Origin of the sequence: Arenibacter echinorum (assembly GCF_003259375.1) — a bacterium.
Classification (GTDB): domain Bacteria; phylum Bacteroidota; class Bacteroidia; order Flavobacteriales; family Flavobacteriaceae; genus Arenibacter; species Arenibacter echinorum.
Genome location: NZ_QLLN01000006.1, coordinates 170,262 through 191,531, shown reverse-complemented (window position 1 = coordinate 191,531; position 21,270 = coordinate 170,262). Strand labels below are relative to the sequence as shown.

General features: G+C 40.2%; 20 protein-coding genes. 9 read left to right on the top strand and 11 right to left on the bottom strand.

The window, feature by feature from the left end; genetic code table 11:
* Nucleotides 1-2: 2 nt before the first annotated feature.
* On the bottom strand, nucleotides 3-839 hold the full coding sequence (locus LV92_RS16420; protein WP_111624692.1) for a universal stress protein: 837 nt from the start codon (nucleotides 837-839) through the stop codon (nucleotides 3-5).
* Between the two features lie 114 nt (nucleotides 840-953).
* Between LV92_RS16420 and trxA the strand changes: the two genes are divergently transcribed.
* On the top strand, nucleotides 954-1,253 hold the full coding sequence (trxA, locus tag LV92_RS16415; RefSeq protein WP_111624691.1) for a thioredoxin: 300 nt from the start codon (nucleotides 954-956) through the stop codon (nucleotides 1,251-1,253).
* Between the two features lie 44 nt (nucleotides 1,254-1,297).
* On the opposite strand, the gene LV92_RS16410 is transcribed toward trxA, so the two are convergent.
* From LV92_RS16410 to LV92_RS16375, 8 genes are all read right to left on the bottom strand, one after another.
* Nucleotides 1,298-2,137 (bottom strand): universal stress protein, encoded by an 840-nt coding sequence (locus LV92_RS16410; protein WP_111624690.1) that lies wholly within the window; start codon nucleotides 2,135-2,137, stop codon nucleotides 1,298-1,300.
* Between the two features lie 134 nt (nucleotides 2,138-2,271).
* Nucleotides 2,272-3,132 (bottom strand): universal stress protein, encoded by an 861-nt coding sequence (locus LV92_RS16405; RefSeq protein ID WP_111624689.1) that lies wholly within the window; start codon nucleotides 3,130-3,132, stop codon nucleotides 2,272-2,274.
* A gap of 161 nt (nucleotides 3,133-3,293) precedes the next feature.
* Entirely contained in the window at nucleotides 3,294-4,145 is an 852-nt protein-coding gene (locus tag LV92_RS16400; protein WP_245946409.1) for a universal stress protein, read from the bottom strand.
* Nucleotides 4,145-5,008, bottom strand: coding sequence for a universal stress protein (locus tag LV92_RS16395; protein WP_111624687.1), 864 nt, complete (start codon nucleotides 5,006-5,008; stop codon nucleotides 4,145-4,147). The genes LV92_RS16400 and LV92_RS16395 overlap by 1 nt, the downstream gene beginning before the upstream one ends.
* Before the next feature lie 18 nt (nucleotides 5,009-5,026).
* Nucleotides 5,027-5,872: a universal stress protein gene (locus tag LV92_RS16390; RefSeq protein WP_111624686.1), complete on the bottom strand. Its 846-nt coding sequence runs from the start codon at nucleotides 5,870-5,872 to the stop codon at nucleotides 5,027-5,029.
* A 95-nt stretch (nucleotides 5,873-5,967) separates the two neighbouring features.
* On the bottom strand, nucleotides 5,968-6,804 hold the full coding sequence (locus LV92_RS16385) for a universal stress protein (protein WP_111624685.1): 837 nt from the start codon (nucleotides 6,802-6,804) through the stop codon (nucleotides 5,968-5,970).
* 99 nt (nucleotides 6,805-6,903) lie between these two features.
* Entirely contained in the window at nucleotides 6,904-7,956 is a 1,053-nt protein-coding gene (locus LV92_RS16380; RefSeq protein ID WP_111624684.1) for a response regulator, read from the bottom strand.
* Between the two features lie 7 nt (nucleotides 7,957-7,963).
* On the bottom strand, nucleotides 7,964-9,475 hold the full coding sequence (locus LV92_RS16375) for a sensor histidine kinase (protein ID WP_111624683.1): 1,512 nt from the start codon (nucleotides 9,473-9,475) through the stop codon (nucleotides 7,964-7,966).
* A gap of 92 nt (nucleotides 9,476-9,567) precedes the next feature.
* On the opposite strand from LV92_RS16375, the gene LV92_RS16370 reads away from it, so the two are divergent.
* Complete coding sequence (locus LV92_RS16370; protein WP_111624682.1) at nucleotides 9,568-9,972, top strand: hypothetical protein; 405 nt, start codon at nucleotides 9,568-9,570, stop codon at nucleotides 9,970-9,972.
* Nucleotides 9,973-10,004: 32 nt separating this feature from the next.
* Here the strand turns inward: LV92_RS16370 and LV92_RS16365 are convergent, their stop codons facing one another.
* Nucleotides 10,005-10,829, bottom strand: coding sequence for a universal stress protein (locus tag LV92_RS16365; protein ID WP_111624681.1), 825 nt, complete (start codon nucleotides 10,827-10,829; stop codon nucleotides 10,005-10,007).
* A gap of 394 nt (nucleotides 10,830-11,223) precedes the next feature.
* On the opposite strand from LV92_RS16365, the gene LV92_RS16360 reads away from it, so the two are divergent.
* From LV92_RS16360 to upp, 6 genes are all read left to right on the top strand, one after another.
* The gene (locus tag LV92_RS16360) at nucleotides 11,224-11,862 is read left to right on the top strand and encodes a WG repeat-containing protein (RefSeq protein ID WP_111624680.1); all 639 of its coding nucleotides are present in this window, start codon (nucleotides 11,224-11,226) and stop codon (nucleotides 11,860-11,862) included.
* Between the two features lies 1 nt (nucleotide 11,863).
* Complete coding sequence (locus LV92_RS16355; protein ID WP_111624679.1) at nucleotides 11,864-12,625, top strand: SDR family NAD(P)-dependent oxidoreductase; 762 nt, start codon at nucleotides 11,864-11,866, stop codon at nucleotides 12,623-12,625.
* A 3-nt stretch (nucleotides 12,626-12,628) separates the two neighbouring features.
* Nucleotides 12,629-13,144 (top strand): hypothetical protein, encoded by a 516-nt coding sequence (locus tag LV92_RS16350; protein ID WP_111624678.1) that lies wholly within the window; start codon nucleotides 12,629-12,631, stop codon nucleotides 13,142-13,144.
* Between the two features lie 199 nt (nucleotides 13,145-13,343).
* Entirely contained in the window at nucleotides 13,344-14,426 is a 1,083-nt protein-coding gene (locus LV92_RS16345) for a site-2 protease family protein (RefSeq protein WP_111624677.1), read from the top strand.
* Nucleotides 14,427-14,632: 206 nt separating this feature from the next.
* On the top strand, nucleotides 14,633-17,188 hold the full coding sequence (glgP, locus tag LV92_RS16340) for an alpha-glucan family phosphorylase (RefSeq protein WP_111624676.1): 2,556 nt from the start codon (nucleotides 14,633-14,635) through the stop codon (nucleotides 17,186-17,188).
* Nucleotides 17,189-17,286: 98 nt separating this feature from the next.
* On the top strand, nucleotides 17,287-17,940 hold the full coding sequence (gene upp, locus LV92_RS16335; protein WP_111624675.1) for a uracil phosphoribosyltransferase: 654 nt from the start codon (nucleotides 17,287-17,289) through the stop codon (nucleotides 17,938-17,940).
* Between the two features lie 28 nt (nucleotides 17,941-17,968).
* Here the strand turns inward: upp and LV92_RS16330 are convergent, their stop codons facing one another.
* Nucleotides 17,969-20,479, bottom strand: a complete 2,511-nt coding sequence (locus LV92_RS16330) for a cation-translocating P-type ATPase (protein WP_111624843.1) — start codon at nucleotides 20,477-20,479, stop codon at nucleotides 17,969-17,971.
* Nucleotides 20,480-20,700: 221 nt separating this feature from the next.
* On the opposite strand from LV92_RS16330, the gene LV92_RS16325 reads away from it, so the two are divergent.
* On the top strand, nucleotides 20,701-21,165 hold the full coding sequence (locus LV92_RS16325) for an Hsp20/alpha crystallin family protein (protein ID WP_111624674.1): 465 nt from the start codon (nucleotides 20,701-20,703) through the stop codon (nucleotides 21,163-21,165).
* Nucleotides 21,166-21,270 lie beyond the last annotated feature (105 nt).

Below are 21,270 nucleotides of genomic sequence, written 5' to 3'. Positions count from 1 at the left end.
AATTAAAATTGTGGAATTACCATAAAAGGGATAGTGACGTGGAAACCTATTTTTTTGATAACAGGTTCAATAAAAAGTCGCTCCATAAAAGTATGTTTGTTCTGAACCATGACCAGAAGGTTGATTTTTTCTTTGGCCTGGAAGGCATTGATGGCGTCTATAATTTCATTATTTGGAACATCGTGGAATAATGCCTTGTTGCCCAAAATCTTTTCAAGGCCTTTCTTTTGCTTTTCTTGATCTGGAGTTAGTTCATAACCTGTGGAGACGTGCAACACATTTATTTGGGATCCATATTCATTGGCTATTTCCAAAAGTTGGCTTAATTTCTCCTGTTTGTATGCAATTTCATAGTCGGTTGGAAATAGTATTTCCAAAGGATTCTCGTATTCAAAATTGGGGGGTACCACTAGTACAGGGCAATTGGCTTTTCTAATAACATGTACCGTATTGGTCCCAAAGAGGATTTCCTCAGCCCCTGTGGCCCCTTTGGTGCCCATTACGACCAAATGTATACCTTCGGATTCAACGGTTTCCATAACTTCGTTCACCAGGGTGTTGAAAGCAGTGTGAACAACAAAGCTATGATTGGGGTTATGGTATTCCTTTTCCAAACGACTTTTTAATTTTTCCAGTTGGGTCATGGACGTTTCCTGCATTACATCGCCCAAACCTATCAGACCAGGACTTCCTACCAAATATTCCGCTTCGTACACTGGGGGCATATAGGTATGCATAAGGTAAAAGTTACATTTTGTATTTTCGAAAATCTTTATGGCATAGTTAATGGCCTTAATGGAGTTGTCCGAAAAATCAGTAGGAAGCAATATTCTTTTCATAGTGTTTATTACATTAGTACGGTAAAACTAAAGAAGAAGAATTTTGAAAACCATGATATTCGTCAGTTTCATTTTCTCTTTGTTTAGGTAATTTTACTTTTCAAAAATTTGATTATGAAGGATAGTTTTAATAACATTATCAATTCAGAAACCCCTGTTCTGGTTGATTTTCACGCAGATTGGTGCGGACCCTGTAAAATGTTGGCACCTATATTAAAACAGGTTAAGGACGAAATGGGGAATGCCCTAAAAATCGTAAAGATCGATGTGGACAAGAATCAATCCTTGGCCAGTACTTATCAGGTTAGAGGGGTACCTACCATGTTGCTGTTTAAAAACGGAAAGCAGGTTTGGCGTCAATCCGGCGTGCTTCAAAAGAACGACATCGTTAGGGTTGTTCAACAGCATATCTAAAGGGCGGTCCCAAGGATTCGCCCGGCAATTAAAATCCAACATTCTTATTCGTGAACAATTAGAAATGGAATCTTGGTATGGTAACTAATTTTTTCGACCGCTGGTTTAAATAGGATGCGTTCCAGGAAGTTTAGGTTTTTGGCTACCATGACCAACATATCCAAATCCCTACTTTCTACAAATGCCTGTACTGCCTCATCCAAGTTCTTTACGGTAAGGGTATTGAATGAATGTTCGTTTTCCCTAAAATAATTCTTTAAAAATTCCTTGTTCTTCATCTGAAGATCGCTGAGCTCCTTTCCTTTTTGGGACACATATAGGAAGCGCAGTGCAGCGTTGTGCATAATTGCAAGTTCCTTGATATGGTTCAGGACCTTTATATCATAGCTTAACTGAAAATCTGTAGGAAACCCAATTTCCCTAGGGTTGTTGTATTCGGCGTCTTCTGGCACTGCTAAAACCGCACATCTCACCTTGGTAAGAACATTGCCGGTATTGCTTCCCAAGGAAACAGCTTTAAGCCCGGTAGCTCCTTTGGTTCCCATAATGATCAGGTCAATATTTTTATCCTTTACTTCCTGCTTAATATGATCCGTAAAAAATCCGTACAGCGCCTTTGTATTAAAGGTATGTTTGGTATTGAGGGGTAATCGTCCGATTTTTTTAAGCAAATCTTCCAATTTTTCTTTACTCTCCTGCAGAATGTTTTCCTCCAGAAGTTCCGGCGAAGCATACATGGCTGCCTCACCACCGGAATTGTAGGAAATAGGATTAATATGGACTATATGAAAAGTACATCTGGATTTAGAGTACAATGCTGTTCCATATTTAATGGCATTCCAGGCATTGTCAGAGAAGTCGGTAGGTATCAATATATTTTTCATAAATGTTATTTTATAGGTTCAATAGGGTTTGGTTTTGTTGGTTCCTTTCGATGAATTAAAATTAATTGCTCTTGAATTGTTCCCCAATGACATATATCATGTGGGCCCTAATAGTTGCAAAAAGGTAGCAGTGTTTAGGGTTCTATTAGGGGGAATATTAAAAAAGGTACTTCCGTATTGAAGGCTACCCGCTTTATAACATTTTCTTTGGTTAGCTTCTCAAAGAAACTATGCCAATAATTTACCATGGCGATCATTCCTATATTTTCATTTTCATGGGTATAGCCATTTATGGCCCCAGAAATAGTATTATGTCCCTTAATCTCTTCAAAACCGTGTTTTTGGCCAAAGAACCTTTTGGGCAATGCATCCTTGGCCGTTTTTTGATGGGGTTGCAACTCCTTGCCCATGTCAATATGTACAATGGTAATTTTGGAGTCCCATAATTTTGCCAATCCTATGAGCGGTATTAATTCTACCTCACTGTAAATATGTTCAAAATTTGTGGCAAACGCTATTTCGTCAGGAAGGTCAAAATCATAGTTTTCTGGAACGGCAATGATAGGGCAGAAGTCTATTTTCTGTATAATCCTTACCGTGTTACTGCCCATAAATACCTCTTTGATTGCAGAGGAACCTTTGGTGCCCATAAAAATGTATTGTATGCCTTTATCTATTGTGATTCTTCCTATGGCATTTACCAAAGAATCGGCAATACTTAATCCCTTAAAGGAGTGCTTACTATTTTTGTTCGTGGATTGCAATTCGTCTATTAGCGAATTTATATCTCTCTGAGATTCATCCTTTACAGCCCTAAAAAGGCGAGTGTCCTTTGCCTTTCCCATAGTACTGCTTAAATTGGATGCCCCAACTTCGAAGGCATGTAAAATATGAAAAACACAATCCACTTTTTCAAAAAGGTAAATGGCGTAATCAATGGCATTCCGGGCATTTGCCGAGAAGTCCGTAGGTAGTAATATATGTTTCGCTTTCATATGTTTGTTTTTAATGCTTTTAGAGCTTACATCAGTTTGAAAGAATCATTCTGACGAGGGCAAGCATTGATGGTTAGGCAATGTTATTACCCTAGTGTATTTTAGTTTTCTGAATCATGTGTGTAACATTTTTATGGTTACTCAGGACTTATAGCCCCTTCTTAGGACTGCTCGGGGAGGAACAAGACGGGTACCATGGAATGGAAGGCTATTTTTTTTATAACAGGCTCATCTATAATTCTTTCCCAAAAGTTATGCCGGTATCTCACCATGGTAAGTAGATCTGCCCTGGTTTCAGCTACATACTGTTCAACACTTTGGGCAATATCGCTCTCGAAGCCAAGTTCATGAAGGGAATAGTTATAGCCGGCTAAACGGTCTTCCAAAATTTTAAGGTTCGCTTTTTGGACATCGTTGAGTATAAACTCAACTGCCACATGTATCACATGTATAGTAGCGTTCCAAAGTTTTGTAAGTTCTATCATGGGCAATAGCTCAAACTTTTCATATTTTCTGGTATAATCCGTAGGAAAGACCAGCGTCTTTAGCTTTTGGAAGTTATAGTCCGTGGGGACCACTAAAATTGAAATGTTATTAAGTTGTTTTAGGACCTTTACCGTATTGCTGCCCATAAAGATTTCTTTTGCTCCAGTAGCACCTTGAGTACCCATAACAACGAGGTCTATATCCTTGGTGCTGACTAATTTCTTGATGGATACTTCCAAAGTGTCGGACTTGGAAATGGTTTCAAAACTGTGGTTCGGGTTGTTGTGATTTTGGTCAAGGTAAGACAATATCTTTTCCAATTCCTGAGCAGAATTCAGTGCCAATGAGTCATAAATGATTCCTAATCGCTGTTGACTTTTTTGCCCTAACATGTTCATGGCCTTTGGCTCATAGGCATGTAAAATGTGAAACTTGCATTTTACATCGGCATAGAGTTTTAATGCTGTAAATATGGCATTCCAGGCATTATCGGAAAAATCGGTCGGCAACAATATATTTTTCATCATTAGGTTTTTTTAAGGGGTTCTTCCCAACTTTCCGGTATGGCGACAAAAGGTATCCTGGAATGATATCCAATGGAGTCTATGGTAGATTTATTGATCAGGCGATGTAAGAAGGTATGTTTGCGGTTCATAATGGCCAGTAACCCAATTCTGTGTTTTTCCACATATTCATGTATGGCATTGGGCATTAATTCGCCCTTCACCTGCTCAAAACTATGGTCCATGGGTTGAAGGAAAGCGCCAAGGGCTTTTTTATGGGCATTTTGTTGCTTATTAAGCACAAAATCCTCCTTAACATTCAATACAATCAATTTAGCCTTATGCCATTTGCAAATTTCAGCTAGAAAACCTAAAGCTTCCGAGTCATAAGGCCTGGTGTAATCTGTAGGGAAGACGATGGTATCAATTTCCTTAAAGGCATAACCATTGGGAATGGCCAATACCGGAATCTTGGCTTTTTTGATAACATGGACCGTGTTGGTTCCCAAAAAGATTTCCTTGGCCCCTGTAGCCCCCTGGGTTCCCATGGCAATAATGTCCAATCCTTCCCGTGCTGTAACCTCTTCAATTTCATCGGTCAGAATGTTAAAAGAAGAAATGGTCTTGAATTGATGGTTTTTATTTGGGTAATGCTTTCTAATGTCCCTAAGCGTTTTTTCCAAACCTTTCTGGGCGGTCTCGACACCCTTGTCCGGAATAGCACTGTTCACCGGACCGCCCATCATATAATCTACCCTATAAAAAGTGGGCGTATAGGTGTGAAGTATATAGAAAAGACACTTTTCATTTTGGAGATAATTCACGGCATACGCGATGGCGTTCCAAGCGTTGGTGGAAAAATCGGTGGGCAATAAAACTTTTTTCATCCTTGTATCTTTTTTGATTTATCGGGGTAGATTCTGCATCACTAAAAAGGGAATCTTTAAACGTAGCCCAATTTCGTCTACTGTTGATCTGTAAAGCATATCTTCCAAGAATGAGTGGCGCGAGTTTACCATGACCAATAAATTTATGTTGTTCTTTTTAATGTAATCCATTATGGCTTCCGCCTTATTCTTTGTGGGGAGTCTTTCAAAAAACAGGAATGCCTCTGCCAAAGATTCCCTAAGGAAGCGTTGGTTGTCTATCTGTCTGTTGCTTAAATCTTCAAAGTCTGAAATATAAAGGCAATGGATTTCCGATTTAAATTCGGATGCCAAGGTGTTCAACAATTTCAATTCCCTGCGCTTATATGGCAGCATATAATCTGTGGGAAACAATATTTTTTTAGGCTGCTGGTATTTATAATCCAAAGGAATTGCTAATACTGGGCACTGTACGTATTTGAAAACCTGTACCGTATGGCTGCCGAAAGTAATTTTTTTGTCGGCAGTTTGTCCTTTTGTGCCCATTATGACCAGGTCAACATTTATTTGGTTGGCAAAGTCGTTAACAGCATCGACCAAAGTGTCGAACGCCGAAAGCGTTTCATAGGTGTGTTTTGGATTGTGCTCCCTAACAGTTAGTTTTTGGATGAGATCTTTTAAAGATTTATCCGTATTATTCTTGACAGTTTCCTTGTGCTCTTCAATAGAGGTTTCCCCATTAGTTTTGAACGGGCCATAGACCTCGTCGGCATAGGCATGTAAAAAATAGAAATTGGTGCGTTCACATTTGTATAGATTCAGTGCATAATCTATGGCATGCATGGCACTATTGGAGAAATCGGTAGGAATCAAAACTGCTTTCATAGGTTTTCTTTTGTATACCTACCAAAGTTATCGGTAGCGACCTATAAAACCTATGACATTTATCAGTAGCCCAATATCAATCTATGGGTGGGTGTTTATTCGTGCAGGACTAGTAAAGGTACACTGGTTTGAAAACTAATTTTTTTAATGGTGGTATCGAAAAGCAGTTGCTGTAAAAAATTAAGGTTCTTGGCCACCATGATTACCATATCTATTTTCTCACGGACCACAAATTGCTCTATGGCACTTTTTGCCTTTTCATGTTTTAGGTTGTGCATGCTATGCGATTTTTCGAAGAGTTCCAGCAAATAGTCCTGTAGATAGGCCATATTCTGATTTTGGGCATCATTTAGTGGTACATTGGACTTGGTGACATTAACAACTCTTAGCTTGGCTTTGGTGAGCCGTAGCATTTTTGAAATAGCCTCCAAAATAGAATGGGAATAGAAAATATTGTAATCGGTAGGAAAGGCAACTTCCTTGGGGACACACTGCACGGCTTTTTCTGGAATCACCAATAGATTGCAGGGTACTTTGGTCATTACATTCCCGGTATTGCTGCCTAAAATGGTTTCTTTTATACCAGAAGCCCCTTTGGTCCCCATGACAATTAGATTTATCTTTTTATCCAATACGGTCTTTCGAATAATATCTATGAGATTTCCATATTCATGCAGGGCAATGAAGTGATGGTCCTTGTTGGTGGTGATGGTTTTTATGCGGGCAAAGGTATCCGTAAGATTGTCCCTGAGTGCCGTATTGATGCCTTTGGATGGCAAAACGAAGGAATTGCTCTCTATACCGGATCGACTCAAGGAATCAACATGGAGTACGTAAAAATTACAGGGGGCATCCTTGAACAGCTTTATGGCATATTCAATAGCGTTCCAAGAATTTTTGGAAAAATCGGTGGGGAACAGTATATTCTTCATTCAATTAAATAGCTACATCAATACAAAACTAGACTTATGATCATAACTGAAATATGACATTGGTCAGTTTTGAATAAAAATTATGTTTTAAGAATATACTTAATTGATGTACTGCAAGGCCTTTAATTCCTTGATACGGATATTTCTACCTTCAATGTCTATAAGCCCTTCTTTTTTGAAACCGGAGAGTGTTCGTATAAGGCTTTCGGTGGCAATACCGGCTACACTGGCCAGATCGTTTCGGGAAATTTTAATGGGATCCTCGGTTTTTTTGTTCATTATTTCTGCGAACTGCAGCAAGGTTTGGGCGGTTTTCTTACGAACGGAACTGTAGGCCATTTGCAACAATTGCTGTTTTATGTCCTTAATATTTCCAGTAAGCAGTTCCATTAGTTCCAAGGAGATATTGTGGTTATTTTCCAATACCTGTTTTAGATTTTCCTTGGATATCCCGGCCAGTTCCACATCCTCAATGGCGGTTGCCGATTCTTGATAAGGAATATTGTCTATAAAAGAGGTAAATCCTAAAAAGTCGTCTGCCCTATAGAGGGAAGTGATCAGTTCTTTTCCGTCCTCGTCCATAGTATGGCATTTTACCACTCCTTTTAGGATAAGATATATTTTATGCGAATATGTACCTTCTTGGTAGATGGTACTTCCTTGAAGAAAACTAGTGGGCTCACCATTGTCGTCAAAAAAATTCTTCAACTCGTTCAAGGTGCGTATTTGATCTTCCGAACCTGCAGTACCTTGTGACCCTTCCTGTGCCATGCGCCCCAAAAGTTCCACTTTTGCCAAACGACTTTCAATGGCACTTACAAGATCTTCCTCTTCAAAAGGCTTGGTAAGGTAATCGTCTGCTCCCAGATCCATTCCCCGTCGTATTTCCTTGTGTTCGGTTTTGGCAGATAGGAATATAAAAGGAATGTGTTTGGTTTTTTCATTGGAAGACAACTCCTTTAGAACACCATAACCATCTACTTCCGGCATCATAATGTCGCAGACGATAATATCCGGCAATTTTTCTTTCGCCATTTGGATACCAATTTTTCCGTTCGGGGCGGTAATCATGGAATAACCTGAAAGCTCCAAAAGCTCTTCGGTGTTTTCACGTAAGGCCCTATCGTCCTCGATCAATAGAATAGTCTTCATTGTTCTTTTAATTTATGTTTTCTAATGGGATAATTACAGTAAAAATAGATCCCTTGTTTTCTTCACTAGTAAATTCAATAGTGGCGCCAAGATTTTCCAAATGCTGTTTGGCAATATTAAGTCCAATGCCCGTACCTTGGTTCAATAATGCATTTTCTGCCCTAAAATAACGATTGAAAATATGTTTTTGTTCCTCGGCAGGTATGCCAATACCACGATCAATAACTTCTATTAATATAGTATCTTTTCCCTTATCCACCGCTAGACTTATGGTTGTATCTTCAGGGGAGTATTTAATGGCATTGTGAATTAGGTTGGACAAGGCAAGTTCTAAGGTTTTTTCGTCAAATCTGATGAAAATGTCATCGATATTCTCTGGATATTGGATGGTTTGGCCCGCCTTAAGTAGCATGTTTGCACCATAAACAACCTCGTTTATAATTTTGCTTAGAGGGAAAGTTTCGATCTTGTAATTTACCTTTCCTGAATCCAAACGCTCCACCGAAAGGAAATCGGTTAAAATGGTATCCAAATATCGTACTTTGTTCTTTATTGTTTCTACGTGTTTGTCGCGCTTTTCCTGTTGGTGACTTTCGGTATACTTGGCCAATAGCGTTATAGAGGTAAGTATACTGCTCAAAGGGGTTTTGAATTCATGGGAAACCAAGGAAAGGAAGCGTGTTTTTAGTTCGTTCAGTTCTTTCTCCTTGGCCAGGGCTTCGGTAAGTTGTTTGGTACGCTCTTGGACCTTTTTTTCTAGTTTTTCCGTGTAACTTCTTCGTTCTGTGATATCGAGTATTATGGCAACAAAAACCTGCTCTTCACCAAGAATTGATAATTGAATATGCACTTCTACAGGATAAATAGATCCGTCCTTTCTTTGGTGGTCTGTTTCAAACTTTACCTTATCCCTTTCTCCCTTCAACAACGGGTCTATAAGTAGTTTAAATTGTGGCACGTCCATATGGGGCTTAATATCCAATGGGGTCATGGCCTTAAAATCTTCCAGGTCATAGCCCATATTTCGCTGAGCTTCTTTGTTGACATTTACAAAATGTAGTGTTTTGGCGTTGAAAACGTAAATTTCGTTAAGGGATTCATCAAAGATCCTGGCCCAATGGCTAAGTTCCTTTTCCTTGATCTTACGTTCTGTAATATCGATAACTAGGGCCATTACATAGGTTTCGTCATAAAGCTTAAACGGATTTAGACCCGCCTCGACCGGAAATTCCTCGCCGTTTTTACGTACCCCGTGCAAATCCCTACCCCGGCCCATTTGCCTACGTTCACTTTTATCAATAAAGTCCTCCACATGGTGGCCGTGATGCCCGTGGTACCTTCTGGGTATTAGGGTGTCCAAGGGTTTTCCAAGAAGCTCGCCCTTATGGTAGCCAAACATTCTCCCGGCCGAGGAATTGGTGGCTACAATAAGCTGTTGGGTATTGACAACTATAATTCCTTCGGATACCCCTTCGGAAAGAAGGTTGAATATTTCACTGTTTTTTTGAAAGGCCTGCATAAGCCAAAGATAAAATTTTTAAACTGATTATTGTCATATAAAAAACTTGGTCTATTCGCTATTTTTAACGCATACTCTTGAACAATATAAAAATGAAAAATACAAAGAAAGTAGGTAAGGAATTGTACGAAAACCTGGGAAAATTATTTTATGCCATTGCCATGGCAGATTCCCGCGTACATGGTAAGGAAGTAAGCAAGCTTAGGTCTTTTATTAGAAAATATTGGTTGGAAGTAGATGAGCTGGAGGATGAATTTGGTACCGACGCGGCCTTTCAAATCGAATCGGTGTTCGATTGGTCAATGGACAATGATTTGGAAAGTGAAGCATGCTACGATGAATTTAAGGATTTCTATAAAGACAATAGAGGTATGTTCAGCGCGTTCATAAAGGTGCTTATATTGGATACAGCGAATGCCATTTCCAATAGTTTTTCAGGAAAAAATAAGGCAGAATTGGTAATGTTGGGCAAATTGGAACTTTTGCTCAAGGAATAATAAAGTAGAAGTGGTTAGACTCCGTTTATTTGTCAGATCTTGAATGTCATAACCGGTAATCTCGCGTGGTTGGCGATATCTTCACCTATACTTCCCAACAAGAAATGAGCAACGCCTTTTCTTCCATGTGTTGGAAGTGCAAGTAGGTCAAATTTTTCGGTCTTACTGAAATTCAGTATGCCATTTTCCACACTGCGGTCATTGTATATTTCAACTTTAGATCGGGTATCCCCGGCCTTGGACATGAATTTGGCTATGCGATCAGCGGCTTCAGGAGTACTCAAAAAATCCTGATATGGGGTATTGATGTAAACCAATTTTAATTTGGCCGAAAATTTCTGTGCCATCAACTTAACATTTTTAAAGGCCTCTATCATATCCTCCGAATAACTGCAGGCAAATAGGATATTGTTTATAGAGAAGTTTGAATTTTGATCTTTTATAACCAAAACAGGGATATCGGAAGTGCGGACAACCTTCTCGGTATTGGAGCCGATAAAAATTTCATTGAAGCCTGTACTACCGTGCGAACCCATAACGATCAAATCTATATTTTGTTCCTTGGCAACATTGTTAAGCTCACTGAATACCTTATAGTTCTGCACTATTTTATGAATAGTGATATCCTTTAAATAGGGTTTGTCCAGGAAGGTCTTAAATTTTTTCTTTGCAAGCCCCATAAAGTATTTGGCTTCTTCGTATTCTAAAAGTTCGTCTTCGGCAACTACTGCCTCGGAAATTCCCAGCATGTGTAATATGGTAATATCCGCGTTCTGCTGTTTTGCTATGCCAGCAGCGGCCTCCAGCGCATAGGCCGAGTGTTCGGAAAAATCAACAGGTACCAATATGTGTTTCATTGTATGTTTTTTATGGTTATGATCATCTTAGTTCTACTTATGACAGCCGTTTCAATTCCCTTATGTGAGGTGATGGCCCCCATGCAAAATTGCCAATTCTTGGTAGACTAGGCCAAGGTCTCGGTAGAATGTCAAAATGTTCTGAAACAAAAATATACAGTGGCGGGACTATTTAAAATGATATTGGTCACTATATAAGCTTTAAATAGAGACATTTCAAGGATCCCTGAACTTTGGGAAGGCTTCATTCCAATTTAATATCTCCTATACTCCTGTAAACTACGAACAGGGATGAAAGACCGGGCTTGGCAATTTATATTTGTGCACTACTGACATTGGTCATTTTGTACTGGATTACGATACACTATTTTAGAGGAAATTAAAATTCAAAATCATGAAAAAATATATTATTACGGCATTCGTAATGCTAATGCTTCCGAACGTATTCCATTCCCAAACTATTAAAAACATTGATGAGATAGCTCCGTTTAGCGAAGGGTTGGCGGCCGTTAGACAAGGGAATCAATGGGGATTTATTAATGAAGAGGGACAAATGGTCATTAATTTTCGCAACGATATTTATTGGAAAAAGGATGCGGATACCTCTAAAAAGGATATTTCCGGTGTTCAATACCCTATGTTTAATGAAGGTAGGTGCCTGATTACCAAAATTGTGGAGGATGGTGTTCCCGTTTATGGGTTTATAGATACCAAGGGTAAGGTAGTACTTGAACCCCAGCTACTAAATGTTTATCCCTTTAAGAATGGTTTTACTACGGCTGTCCTTTTTGAGAAATCCATGAAGGGGAAAAACGAATTCAATCTAGATATTTACGAATTTAAATTTCACGATGTTATGCTGGATACCTCTGGGGAAATTGTTGAGTTTTTTAATAGAAGGTATAATATCCAAATGACCAAAAAAAGGTACCAGAGACCTTCAGTAGGGGTGAAACAACTATCAAAAGGCTTGGTTGGGGTACATACCCAAGATCAAGGTTGGGAAGTAAGAAAGATAACTTTAAATAATTAAGATGTTACGACTAAAGGGTAAAGTAGCCGTTATAACGGGCGGTGCTGGGGGCATAGGATTGGCCACGGCAAAATTGTTTTTACAGGAAGGTGCCAAGGTGGTTATCGTGGATATTGATAGGGAAGTTTTGGAAAAGGCGATTTTGGCCATAGATCACGAGAATCTGTCCATTTGTGTTGCCGATGTTTCAAAGGCTATGGATACCGAAAAGTTTGTCGAGACGGCTCTCGAGGTTCATGGAAAGATCGATATATTTTTCGCCAATGCCGGAATTGAAGGTACTTCCAAACCAATTTCGGAATATCCGGACGACATTTTCGATAAGGTAATTGGGGTAAACCTAAAAGGGGTATGGCTTGGGTGCAAGCATGTAATTCCGAAAATGCAACAAGGTGGCAGTGTGATAATCACTTCTTCTGTGGCAGGTTTAAAGGGCTTTTCTGGGTTGGGAGCTTATGTGGCCAGCAAACATGCAGTAGTTGGTATAATGAGGGTTGCGGCCCAAGAAAATGCCAAACGTAAAATTCGCGTGAATACCATTCATCCAGGTCCCGTCAACAATAATATGATGCGGCGTATTGAAGAGGATATGTCGCCCAGTAGTCCTGATCAGGTTATGAAAGGCTTTGAGGCCGCTGTACCTTTAGGTCGTTATGCAGAATCTAGCGAGATTGCAGCCATGGCACTTTTCCTGGCCTCGGACGAGAGTAAATATATTACCGGAACTACCCATGTGGTAGATGGAGGCATGTTAAGTTCATGAGATATGGATAAAAGAGAAATGAGAAAATATTTGGAGGGTGGAGATCTAAGGACAATAGGTGGGGTAAAGTTTCTTGTACCTTTAATACGGGACCAGAAGGACTTCGACATTTTATTCCGTTATATGTACTCCAAGGATAGGCCAATAGTTATGAGGGCTGCAGATACCGTGGAAAAAAGCACCCTTAGGCATCCCGAATATCTTGCAAGTCACAAAAGTGACTTATTGGGGTTGCTCCAAAGCGCCGAAGACAAGGAATTGAAGTGGCACTTGTCCTTGTTGGTGTCCAGGTTGCCGCTGAATGACCATGAATTGGAAATTGTCTTGGCGAAACTTAAGGAATGGGCAAGTGACCCTGCAGAAAGTAGAATTGTAAGGGTGAATGCCTTACAGGCCCTTTGTGATATTAAAGACCAAGATCCAGGATTGGAAAAGGATTTTAGGACTCTTATCCGAAAATTGCAAAAGGAGGAAATAGCTTCGATAAATGCCAGGATACGAAAATTAAAAATAAGCTGATATTACCCCTTTTTTCTTCTAATACTACCGGTTTTTACCGCTAGGCCTTTCCAAATTTATTATTACCGTACTATAGTTTTTCTGGTTTGAAGATTATGGGTTTGCTCCCCTAGGTATTTGCACGGGGCAATTTTAGCACATATGACATTTGTCATTGTCAATGTCGTGCTGTGGAAATATCTTCAGCAAAATATTATTTATGAAAGGTTTTTTAAGGTTGGGAAAGATTGCCGGTATTCAATTGGAGGTCCATTGGACTTTTGCACTATTATTGATTTGGGCCGGTTTTGTTGAGTTTCAGAATAGTGGAAACTTTGAAAGGGTGGCCGTTAACCAAGGATTTATTTTGGTATTGATGGCCTGTGTAGTACTACATGAACTGGGTCATGCCCTGACCGCTAGAAAGTTTGGAATCAAGACTCAAAGAATTATTCTTCTACCCATTGGCGGTGTGGCCACCTTGGACAAAATGCCGGAAAAACCGGGGCAGGAACTTTTGGTAGCCTTGGCCGGTCCGGCTGTTAATGTTGTGATAGCCATTATTTTGTCTCTTATAATACCTATCAAAAGCTATTTCAATTTCGATAATATAATGGTAGAAGAGATGCTATATGCACCCAACCTACAGAATTTTCTATTTTATCTTTTTGTAGCCAATGTAATGTTGGTGGTATTTAATCTTATACCTGCATTTCCTATGGATGGCGGACGGGTACTTAGGGCCTTGTTAGCATTTAGATTGAGTCGTGTAGATGCAACGAATATCGCAGCCAGTATTGGCCAGGCCTTGGCTGTGGTATTTTTTATACTAGGATTTTTCGTAAATCCCTTTTTAATACTTATTGCCTTTTTTATTTTCTTCGGGGCTTATGGCGAGAATCAAATGGTTAAGCAAAATTCCCTGCTGCAGGGACATCTGGTAAAGGAGGCCACTTTGACCAATATAACGATATTACGTCCGGATAATAATGTTCAAGAAGTTATAGATATCCTTATGGCAAGTACGGAAAAAGATTTTGTGGTAGCCAAGGACATGGAAATTATTGGAATTGTAACCCAGAAGGATGTTATTAAGTATGCCAAGACCCCTTCAACACTTGTAAAGGAAATTATGGATAAGAACTTCACCGCAATTGATGAATCTACAGAAATCCTTAAAGTATTGGAATTGGTAGGAAAGGAAAAGAAAAGCTTTTTTCCCGTTACAAGGAATTCAAAATTAATTGGAGCTATAGATATGGTCAATATAGGGGAGTTTATTTTGTTTAAAACAGTATCCTGAAACAAGTTCTTGGAGCAATATCTTCTTATTTAAGGTTGAACAATGATCCAAACCTCTAATCCAGAATAGCGGTTTAGACCCTTTTTATATTTCCAATTCGGTATTGGAACAAAAAAAGTGAGTCTGTTGAGGTAGGCAATAACTTCTAATTAAATCATTAACAACCCTAAGGAACTCCGAATTTGAAAACAACTAATAGTCAAGAAATGAAAAATAGTAATTTGGGAGGGACTTTGAAAAACAACCAGGTTTATGGTTTTATTCCAACGGATATTGATGGTGTTGACGAGCTCGCTGAGTTGGCCCTGGATTTACGCTGGTCTTGGAACCATGCCGTGGATGAAATATGGTACAAATTAGATTCCGAACTATGGATGGAGACCCATAATCCGTGGGTAGTTTTACAGAACGTGTCCCGGGACCAGCTCATATTTCAAATGGGCAATGAGGCTTTCCGGAACAAGTTAAATGAAATGATAAAACTTAAGGAGAAGTTCCAAAACGACCCCGCGTGGTTCCAAAGGAAATATCCCTCATCCCCCCTAAAATGCCTTGCTTACTTTAGCATGGAATTCATGCTTAGCGAAGCACTGCCCATTTATGTTGGTGGCCTTGGTAATGTTGCTGGGGATCAATTAAAATCGGCCAGTGATCTAGGTATTCCCGTTATCGCTGTGGGACTACTTTACCAACAGGGATATTTTAGGCAGTTGATAGATCAATTTGGTACCCAACAGGCACTTTTTCCGTACAATGACCCTGGGCAATTGCCCATTTCGCCACTGCGGTTGCCCAATGGGGAATGGTTGCGGATCAATATATCCTTATCCGGTCATACGGTTTGGTTGCGCACATGGCAGGTACAGGTGGGCCGGGTGAAACTTTACTTGTTGGATAGTAATGATCCGGTTAATATGCCGCTCCACAGGGGCATTACCAGTGCAGCGTATGGTGGCGGGACCGATCTTCGCATTCAGCAGGAAATTATTTTGGGTATAGGGGGATGGAGATTGCTCCGAGCAATGAATATTGCACCTGAAGTATGCCATATGAACGAAGGTCACTCCGCCTTTCTTGTACTGGAAAGGGCGGCCGATTTTATGCGGGAGAATGGCGTGTCGTTCCAGGAGGCCTTGGCAGTAACCCGTGCAGGAAATTTGTTTACCACCCATACGGCGGTGGCGGCCGGATTTGATAATTTTAGTCCAACTTTAATGTGGCAGTTTTTTGCCAATTATGCCAAAGAGGAATTACATATAGATTTTAACGATCTGTTGGCATTGGGTAGGGAGGACCCGCTTAATTTATCCCAGTATTTCAATATGGCCTATCTGGCTATTCATGGCAGTAGTGCTGTAAATGGGGTGAGTAGGCTTCATGGGGAGGTAAGTCGTAATCTTTTTGGAAATTTATTTCAAAGGTGGCCTAACAGCGAAGTGCCGGTTGGATATGTAACCAATGGAGTTCACATGCCCAGCTGGGATTCTATATACGCCGATAAAATCTGGACGCATTCCTGCGGTAAAGAACGCTGGAGAGGTCATTTGGAATCTGTTGAGCAAGATATTTACTGCGTTTCCGATGTTGATTTATGGCAACTCCGGAACGATTCTAGACATTACATGATAAACTTTATCCGGGAAAGGTTCCAAGGACAGACCGAGGATGCCGGTCAGTCTCCGGAAATCGTGGAAATGGCCAAACATATTTTTGACAAGGAAACTTTAACACTGGGTTTTGCACGGAGATTTGTTCCCTACAAAAGACCAAACCTACTTTTGCATGATGGGGAACGATTTATTCGCATTCTAACAAATCCACAGCAGCCGGTGCAATTGGTAATTGCGGGAAAGTCTCCGCCCTATGATGAGTCCGGAAAGGCATTGATAAGACAATGGGTGCAATTTATTGAAAGGCATAACCTATATAAGCACGTAGTTTTTTTAAGCGATTATGATATGTTGTTAACAGAACATCTTGTTCAAGGGGTAGATGTGTGGATAAATACACCTAGGCGTCCTTGGGAGGCCTGCGGTACCAGTGGTATGAAGGTTCTGGTAAATGGTGGGATCAATTTATCGGAGCTGGACGGTTGGTGGGCAGAGGCCTACACCCCGGAAGTAGGTTGGGCATTGGGCGATGGTCATGAACATGGGGAGGATTCCTCTTGGGATGCTGTCGAGGCCAACGAATTGTACGAACTGTTGGAACAAAAAGTGGTACCGGAATTTTATAATCGCAATGAAGATGGGATACCCGAACATTGGGTAGCAAAAATGCGAAATAGTATGTCCACCTTAACCCCAAAGTTTTCGGCAAACCGTGCCGTTCGTGAATACACGGAGAAATATTACCTTCCGGCAGCAATCAATTACAAAAAAAGATCGTCCAAAAAGGGAGTGGCAGGAAAAATAATAGTTGACACCTATCTTGAATTACAAAATAAGTGGTGGCAAATGCGCTTTGTCCAAACCCAAATTGAAAATATTGTGGAAGGGTATCAATTTAAAACGGTGGTCTGGTTAAACCACCTTAGTCCTGACAATATTTCTGTTGAGCTTTTTGCCGAAGGCCTTAATGGCAATCCAAATGAAATTATAAAAATGGAGATCGTGGGGCTCGCAAAGAATGGATTGGATCATGAGTGCCATGCCTGTATAAGGACCAAGAGGCCGGACAGTCATTATACAGCCCGGATAGTTCCCTGCTATGAAAATATTTCCGTGCCGCTGGAAAACAAGTTGATTCTATGGCAGCGATAATTATTTTGAAGAAAAAGGGCAATACCCTGTTGCGGATACTGAATATTTTATAGTGTTTGTAAGGGGAATTCAGTATCTTGAAACTAAATGCATAAGCAATGATCATACATAGTCTAGGGGAAGAAAATTCACTGCTAAATAAATTTGTCGCCGAAATCAGGGATGCCAATATTCAACGCGATAGCATGCGCTTTAGGCGTAATATTGAACGTATTGGGGAAATTTTGGGCTACGAACTTAGCAAGACCCTAAACTATAGGAACCAAATGGTTGAAACACCTTTGGGAACCAAAGAAATGTCCATGCCCGTTGATGATTTGGTGCTGTGTTCCGTTTTACGTGCCGGACTCCCCTTACATCAGGGCCTGTTAAATTATTTTGACAATGCGGAGAATGCCTTTATTTCTGCCTATAGGCATCACCGTGGAGATGAAGATGCTTTTGAAGTTATAGTAAAATACTTTGCCGCCCCATCTCTGGAAAATAAAACCTTAATTCTTACAGATCCAATGCTGGCCACTGGAAAAACGTTGGAGAATGTTTTGAATGCACTTAAAAACCATGGCAAACCCAAGCAGATCCATATTATATCGGTAATTGGTTCCCAATCCGGGATAGACCATATTAAGACAGTTTTTCCAAAGAATACCCAATTGTGGATAGCGGCCATTGATACCCAATTAAATAGCAAAGGCTATATTGTTCCCGGTATAGGGGATGCTGGGGATTTGGCATTTGGAGTGAAACTTTAGCCTGCTCACCATCCGGACATTTATTGCACTATTTTAATTTTAACCTGGCTCGTTTAATCCCTTTCACAATTTCGTACCATAGTACGGACATCATGCCTGCCATGACGGCAATTCCCAGCTGTTTGAAGGTTAAGGTTTCAAATTGAAAAAAGCTTGTCAATGGGGGCACAAAGAGCAACAATGCCGATAAGATCAAAGTAATTCCAATGATCAAAGGCACCAAGTTGTTCTTATATTTTAAAGTGGTCCAAATGGAATAATAGAAAGAGCGGTTTACCAAGGTCAGAAAAATATTGGAAGATATCAAGACCATAAACACCATAGTTCTTGTTACGGATTCATTGTGACTTTCTAAAACGGCGTATTGGTATACGGATAAAGATCCCAAGGTAATCACTAGTCCTTGAATGATACTGGTTATCAGTTCCTTGAACTTAAAAAAAGTTGTGGTAAATGGCCTTGGTTTTTGAATCATAGTATTTTTCTCCATCGGCTCGTTTTCATAAATAATGGAGCAGGTGGGGCCCATGATCAATTCCAATAATATAACATGGGAGGGTGAAAATATAGCGGGATAGACCCACCCTAATGCCAAGGGGATAAATACCGTTAATATGATTGGGATATGAATGGATATGATATACTGGATGGCCTTTTTTAAATTGCCGTAAATTTTTCTGCCCATGGCAATGGCATCTACCATTTTTGAAAGGTCATCGTCCACTAAGATCAAGGAGGCTGCCTGCTTGGCAATTTCAGTTCCTTTTTTACCCATGGCAATACCAATATGCGATGCCTTGAGTGCTGGACCGTCGTTGACCCCATCACCTGTCATGGCCACTACTTCGTTATTGGCCTTTATGGCATTTACAATCCTTAGTTTGGCTTCGGGGAACATACGGGTAAAGACCTGTGTGCTTTTTACCTTTTGCTGTAATTCCTCATCCTTCAATTGCATTAATTCTTCCCCGGTCATGTTTTTTTCATAGCCGGGAAAATTAATTTGTTTGGCAATGGCCATGGAAGTGGCGGGATTATCCCCTGTAACCAATTTTACCTGTATTCCAGCCTTGTCGAAATCTTTCAATACCTGGCGGATGTTATCTTTAGGGGGGTCATAAAAGGCCACCAATCCCTTGAAGGCAAATTGAAAATCCTGTTGTTTTTCAGGAAAGTCAGATCCTTTAAAATTGGCCTGTCCCACTCCTAACATTCGGTATCCTTCCTGCCCTAAATTGGTCAAGATATCCGTAATCTGTTCTTTTTGGGAATCGGTAAGTTTGGAAGTTGCCAAAAGGGCTTCAGGCGCCCCTTTGGCTGCAATGATACGGTTACCTTCACTATTTGCGAACAGATGGGTCATCATAGGAGGTTTTCCACTTAGCGGATACTCATGTATCATTTTATAATGGGGTCGCTGGTCTACAGAGGCAATTCTACCGTAGGCCTCATGCAAGGCCTTTTCCATAGGGTCGAAAGGTATTGGTTCGCTGGCCCACATTGCTATGGTGACCAATTCTTTTTGAGAATTATTCAGGAGGGCATCTGCAGAAACTACCTCTCCCGTATCCAAGGTGAAGAGTTTGGCAAGTTCCATTTTATTCTGGGTTATGGTGCCTGTTTTGTCTGTACAGATTACGGTAGCGCTTCCCAAGGATTCTACGGTTTTCATTTGTTTTACCACAATGCCCATTTTCATCAATCTATAGGCGCCTAAGGCCATAAAAGTGGTAAAGGCTACCGGTATTTCTTCTGGCAGGACACTCATGGCCAAGGTTAAGGCTTTTAACAAACTATCCAATACCTCCCGTGATTGAAGGTAATTGATACCCCAGACCAATAGAAAAATGATACCGCCCCAAATGGACATCTGTTTTACGAAATTGGATATCTGTTTTTCCAAAGGCGTCTTTTCTTCCTGGATTCCTTCGAGACTTTTTCCAATTTTACCCAACTGGGTGCTGTTGCCAATTTCTGTAATGGTGGCGATCGCCAGTCCACTGGCTACGGTAGTACCACCAAATATCTTATTGTCCAATTTTGATGCATCCTTAAAAACGGAAAGGGATTCTCCCGTAAGAATGGATTCGTTTACGGAGAAATCGTTGGAATGAACAATGGTGCCATCGGCAGGAATGGTGTTGCCTTCCTCAACCATTAGGCTGTCGCCAACTACCAACTCCTCACTAGGAATATCTACCACTTCTCCATTCCTAATGACCTGGCTATTGGGTTGGGTAAGACTTTTTAATTTTTCCAGGGCCATCCTACTTTTGGAATCCTGATAAAGGGATATGGAGGCTACCAGGATAATGGCAGCGACCATAAATATTCCATCACCATTATTTCCTGTTATAAAATAGATAGAGGAAGCCACCATTAATAGGATGACCATTGGCTCCTGGGCAACACTTTTTAAAGCGTCCAAAAACCCATTTTCCTTTTTATAGCTAAGGCTATTTTCGCCATGTTTTTTTCTTGAGCTTTTTACTGCTTCATCAGTTAGGCCTTTAATGCCAAAATCGAGTGGATTGATCATGTTGTCTAAATTAACAAAATTGTAGTTAACCATATATGGCAATCCAACTTTCGTATTCTTTCTAATTGGTATAAGGTTAGCACAGTTTTGATATAATGATTTGATATGGTAAAAATAAATGTAAAGAATTTTGGTGTGACTGACCTAAATCATTTTGTACAAGGCTTGTTGGATGTACTTTAGAGGCACAATAAATATATAACCCTTAAAAACAAAATACTATGACACTTGTAAAATTTAAAAGAAGACCATTTAGAAATCTTATGACCCAAGATTTTTTTGATATGGACGATTTTTTTGATAATCGTGCTTGGGTAAGGGACATGCTACCCGATAGTTTCTGGAATGGGAAAAGGTCGGAGCCAGCCTTGAACATTAAGGAAACCGGCGACCATTTTGAGATAGAGCTGGCCGCTCCAGGTTTTCAAAAAAAGGACTTTGAGGTAACCATTGAGGATGGATGCTTAAATATTGCTGCCGAGAAGTCGCAAACCAAGGAGGAAAAGGAGGACAAATTTACGCGTAGAGAATTTAGCTATAATTCCTTTGAACGGTCCTTGCAGCTACCTGAGAATGTAAAACAGGAGGAAATTAAGGCCGCCTACAAGGATGGTATACTTAGCTTTAATCTTGCCAAGAAAGAGGAAGCTAAAAAGGCACCTCCTAAAAAAGTACAAATCGGATAATTATTGGTTGGTTATTTGTTAGTAGCAATGCCTTCCCGTCAAAACCCAATATAAGTCCATATGGGTGGTCCAGACGGGAGGGCATATTTTTTGTAATCTAATTAT

What these genes read in the sequence shown, in the direction of transcription:
- upp (WP_111624675.1), top strand. Translation starts at nt 17,287, where the DNA reads ATGATCATACATAGTCTAGGGGAAGAAAATTCACTGCTAAATAAATTT.
- LV92_RS16375 (WP_111624683.1), bottom strand. Translation starts at nt 9,475, where the DNA reads ATGCAGGCCTTTCAAAAAAACAGTGAAATATTCAACCTTCTTTCCGAA.
- LV92_RS16355 (WP_111624679.1), top strand. Translation starts at nt 11,864, where the DNA reads ATGTTACGACTAAAGGGTAAAGTAGCCGTTATAACGGGCGGTGCTGGG.
- LV92_RS16350 (WP_111624678.1), top strand. Translation starts at nt 12,629, where the DNA reads ATGGATAAAAGAGAAATGAGAAAATATTTGGAGGGTGGAGATCTAAGG.
- LV92_RS16420 (WP_111624692.1), bottom strand. Translation starts at nt 839, where the DNA reads ATGAAAAGAATATTGCTTCCTACTGATTTTTCGGACAACTCCATTAAG.
- LV92_RS16405 (WP_111624689.1), bottom strand. Translation starts at nt 3,132, where the DNA reads ATGAAAGCGAAACATATATTACTACCTACGGACTTCTCGGCAAATGCC.
- LV92_RS16330 (WP_111624843.1), bottom strand. Translation starts at nt 20,479, where the DNA reads ATGATCAATCCACTCGATTTTGGCATTAAAGGCCTAACTGATGAAGCA.
- LV92_RS16345 (WP_111624677.1), top strand. Translation starts at nt 13,344, where the DNA reads ATGAAAGGTTTTTTAAGGTTGGGAAAGATTGCCGGTATTCAATTGGAG.
- LV92_RS16390 (WP_111624686.1), bottom strand. Translation starts at nt 5,872, where the DNA reads ATGAAAGCAGTTTTGATTCCTACCGATTTCTCCAATAGTGCCATGCAT.
- glgP (WP_111624676.1), top strand. Translation starts at nt 14,633, where the DNA reads ATGAAAAATAGTAATTTGGGAGGGACTTTGAAAAACAACCAGGTTTAT.
- LV92_RS16400 (WP_245946409.1), bottom strand. Translation starts at nt 4,145, where the DNA reads ATGATGAAAAATATATTGTTGCCGACCGATTTTTCCGATAATGCCTGG.
- LV92_RS16395 (WP_111624687.1), bottom strand. Translation starts at nt 5,008, where the DNA reads ATGAAAAAAGTTTTATTGCCCACCGATTTTTCCACCAACGCTTGGAAC.
- LV92_RS16325 (WP_111624674.1), top strand. Translation starts at nt 20,701, where the DNA reads ATGACACTTGTAAAATTTAAAAGAAGACCATTTAGAAATCTTATGACC.
- LV92_RS16380 (WP_111624684.1), bottom strand. Translation starts at nt 7,956, where the DNA reads ATGAAGACTATTCTATTGATCGAGGACGATAGGGCCTTACGTGAAAAC.
- LV92_RS16360 (WP_111624680.1), top strand. Translation starts at nt 11,224, where the DNA reads ATGAAAAAATATATTATTACGGCATTCGTAATGCTAATGCTTCCGAAC.
- LV92_RS16385 (WP_111624685.1), bottom strand. Translation starts at nt 6,804, where the DNA reads ATGAAGAATATACTGTTCCCCACCGATTTTTCCAAAAATTCTTGGAAC.
- LV92_RS16370 (WP_111624682.1), top strand. Translation starts at nt 9,568, where the DNA reads ATGAAAAATACAAAGAAAGTAGGTAAGGAATTGTACGAAAACCTGGGA.
- LV92_RS16365 (WP_111624681.1), bottom strand. Translation starts at nt 10,829, where the DNA reads ATGAAACACATATTGGTACCTGTTGATTTTTCCGAACACTCGGCCTAT.
- trxA (WP_111624691.1), top strand. Translation starts at nt 954, where the DNA reads ATGAAGGATAGTTTTAATAACATTATCAATTCAGAAACCCCTGTTCTG.
- LV92_RS16410 (WP_111624690.1), bottom strand. Translation starts at nt 2,137, where the DNA reads ATGAAAAATATATTGATACCTACCGACTTCTCTGACAATGCCTGGAAT.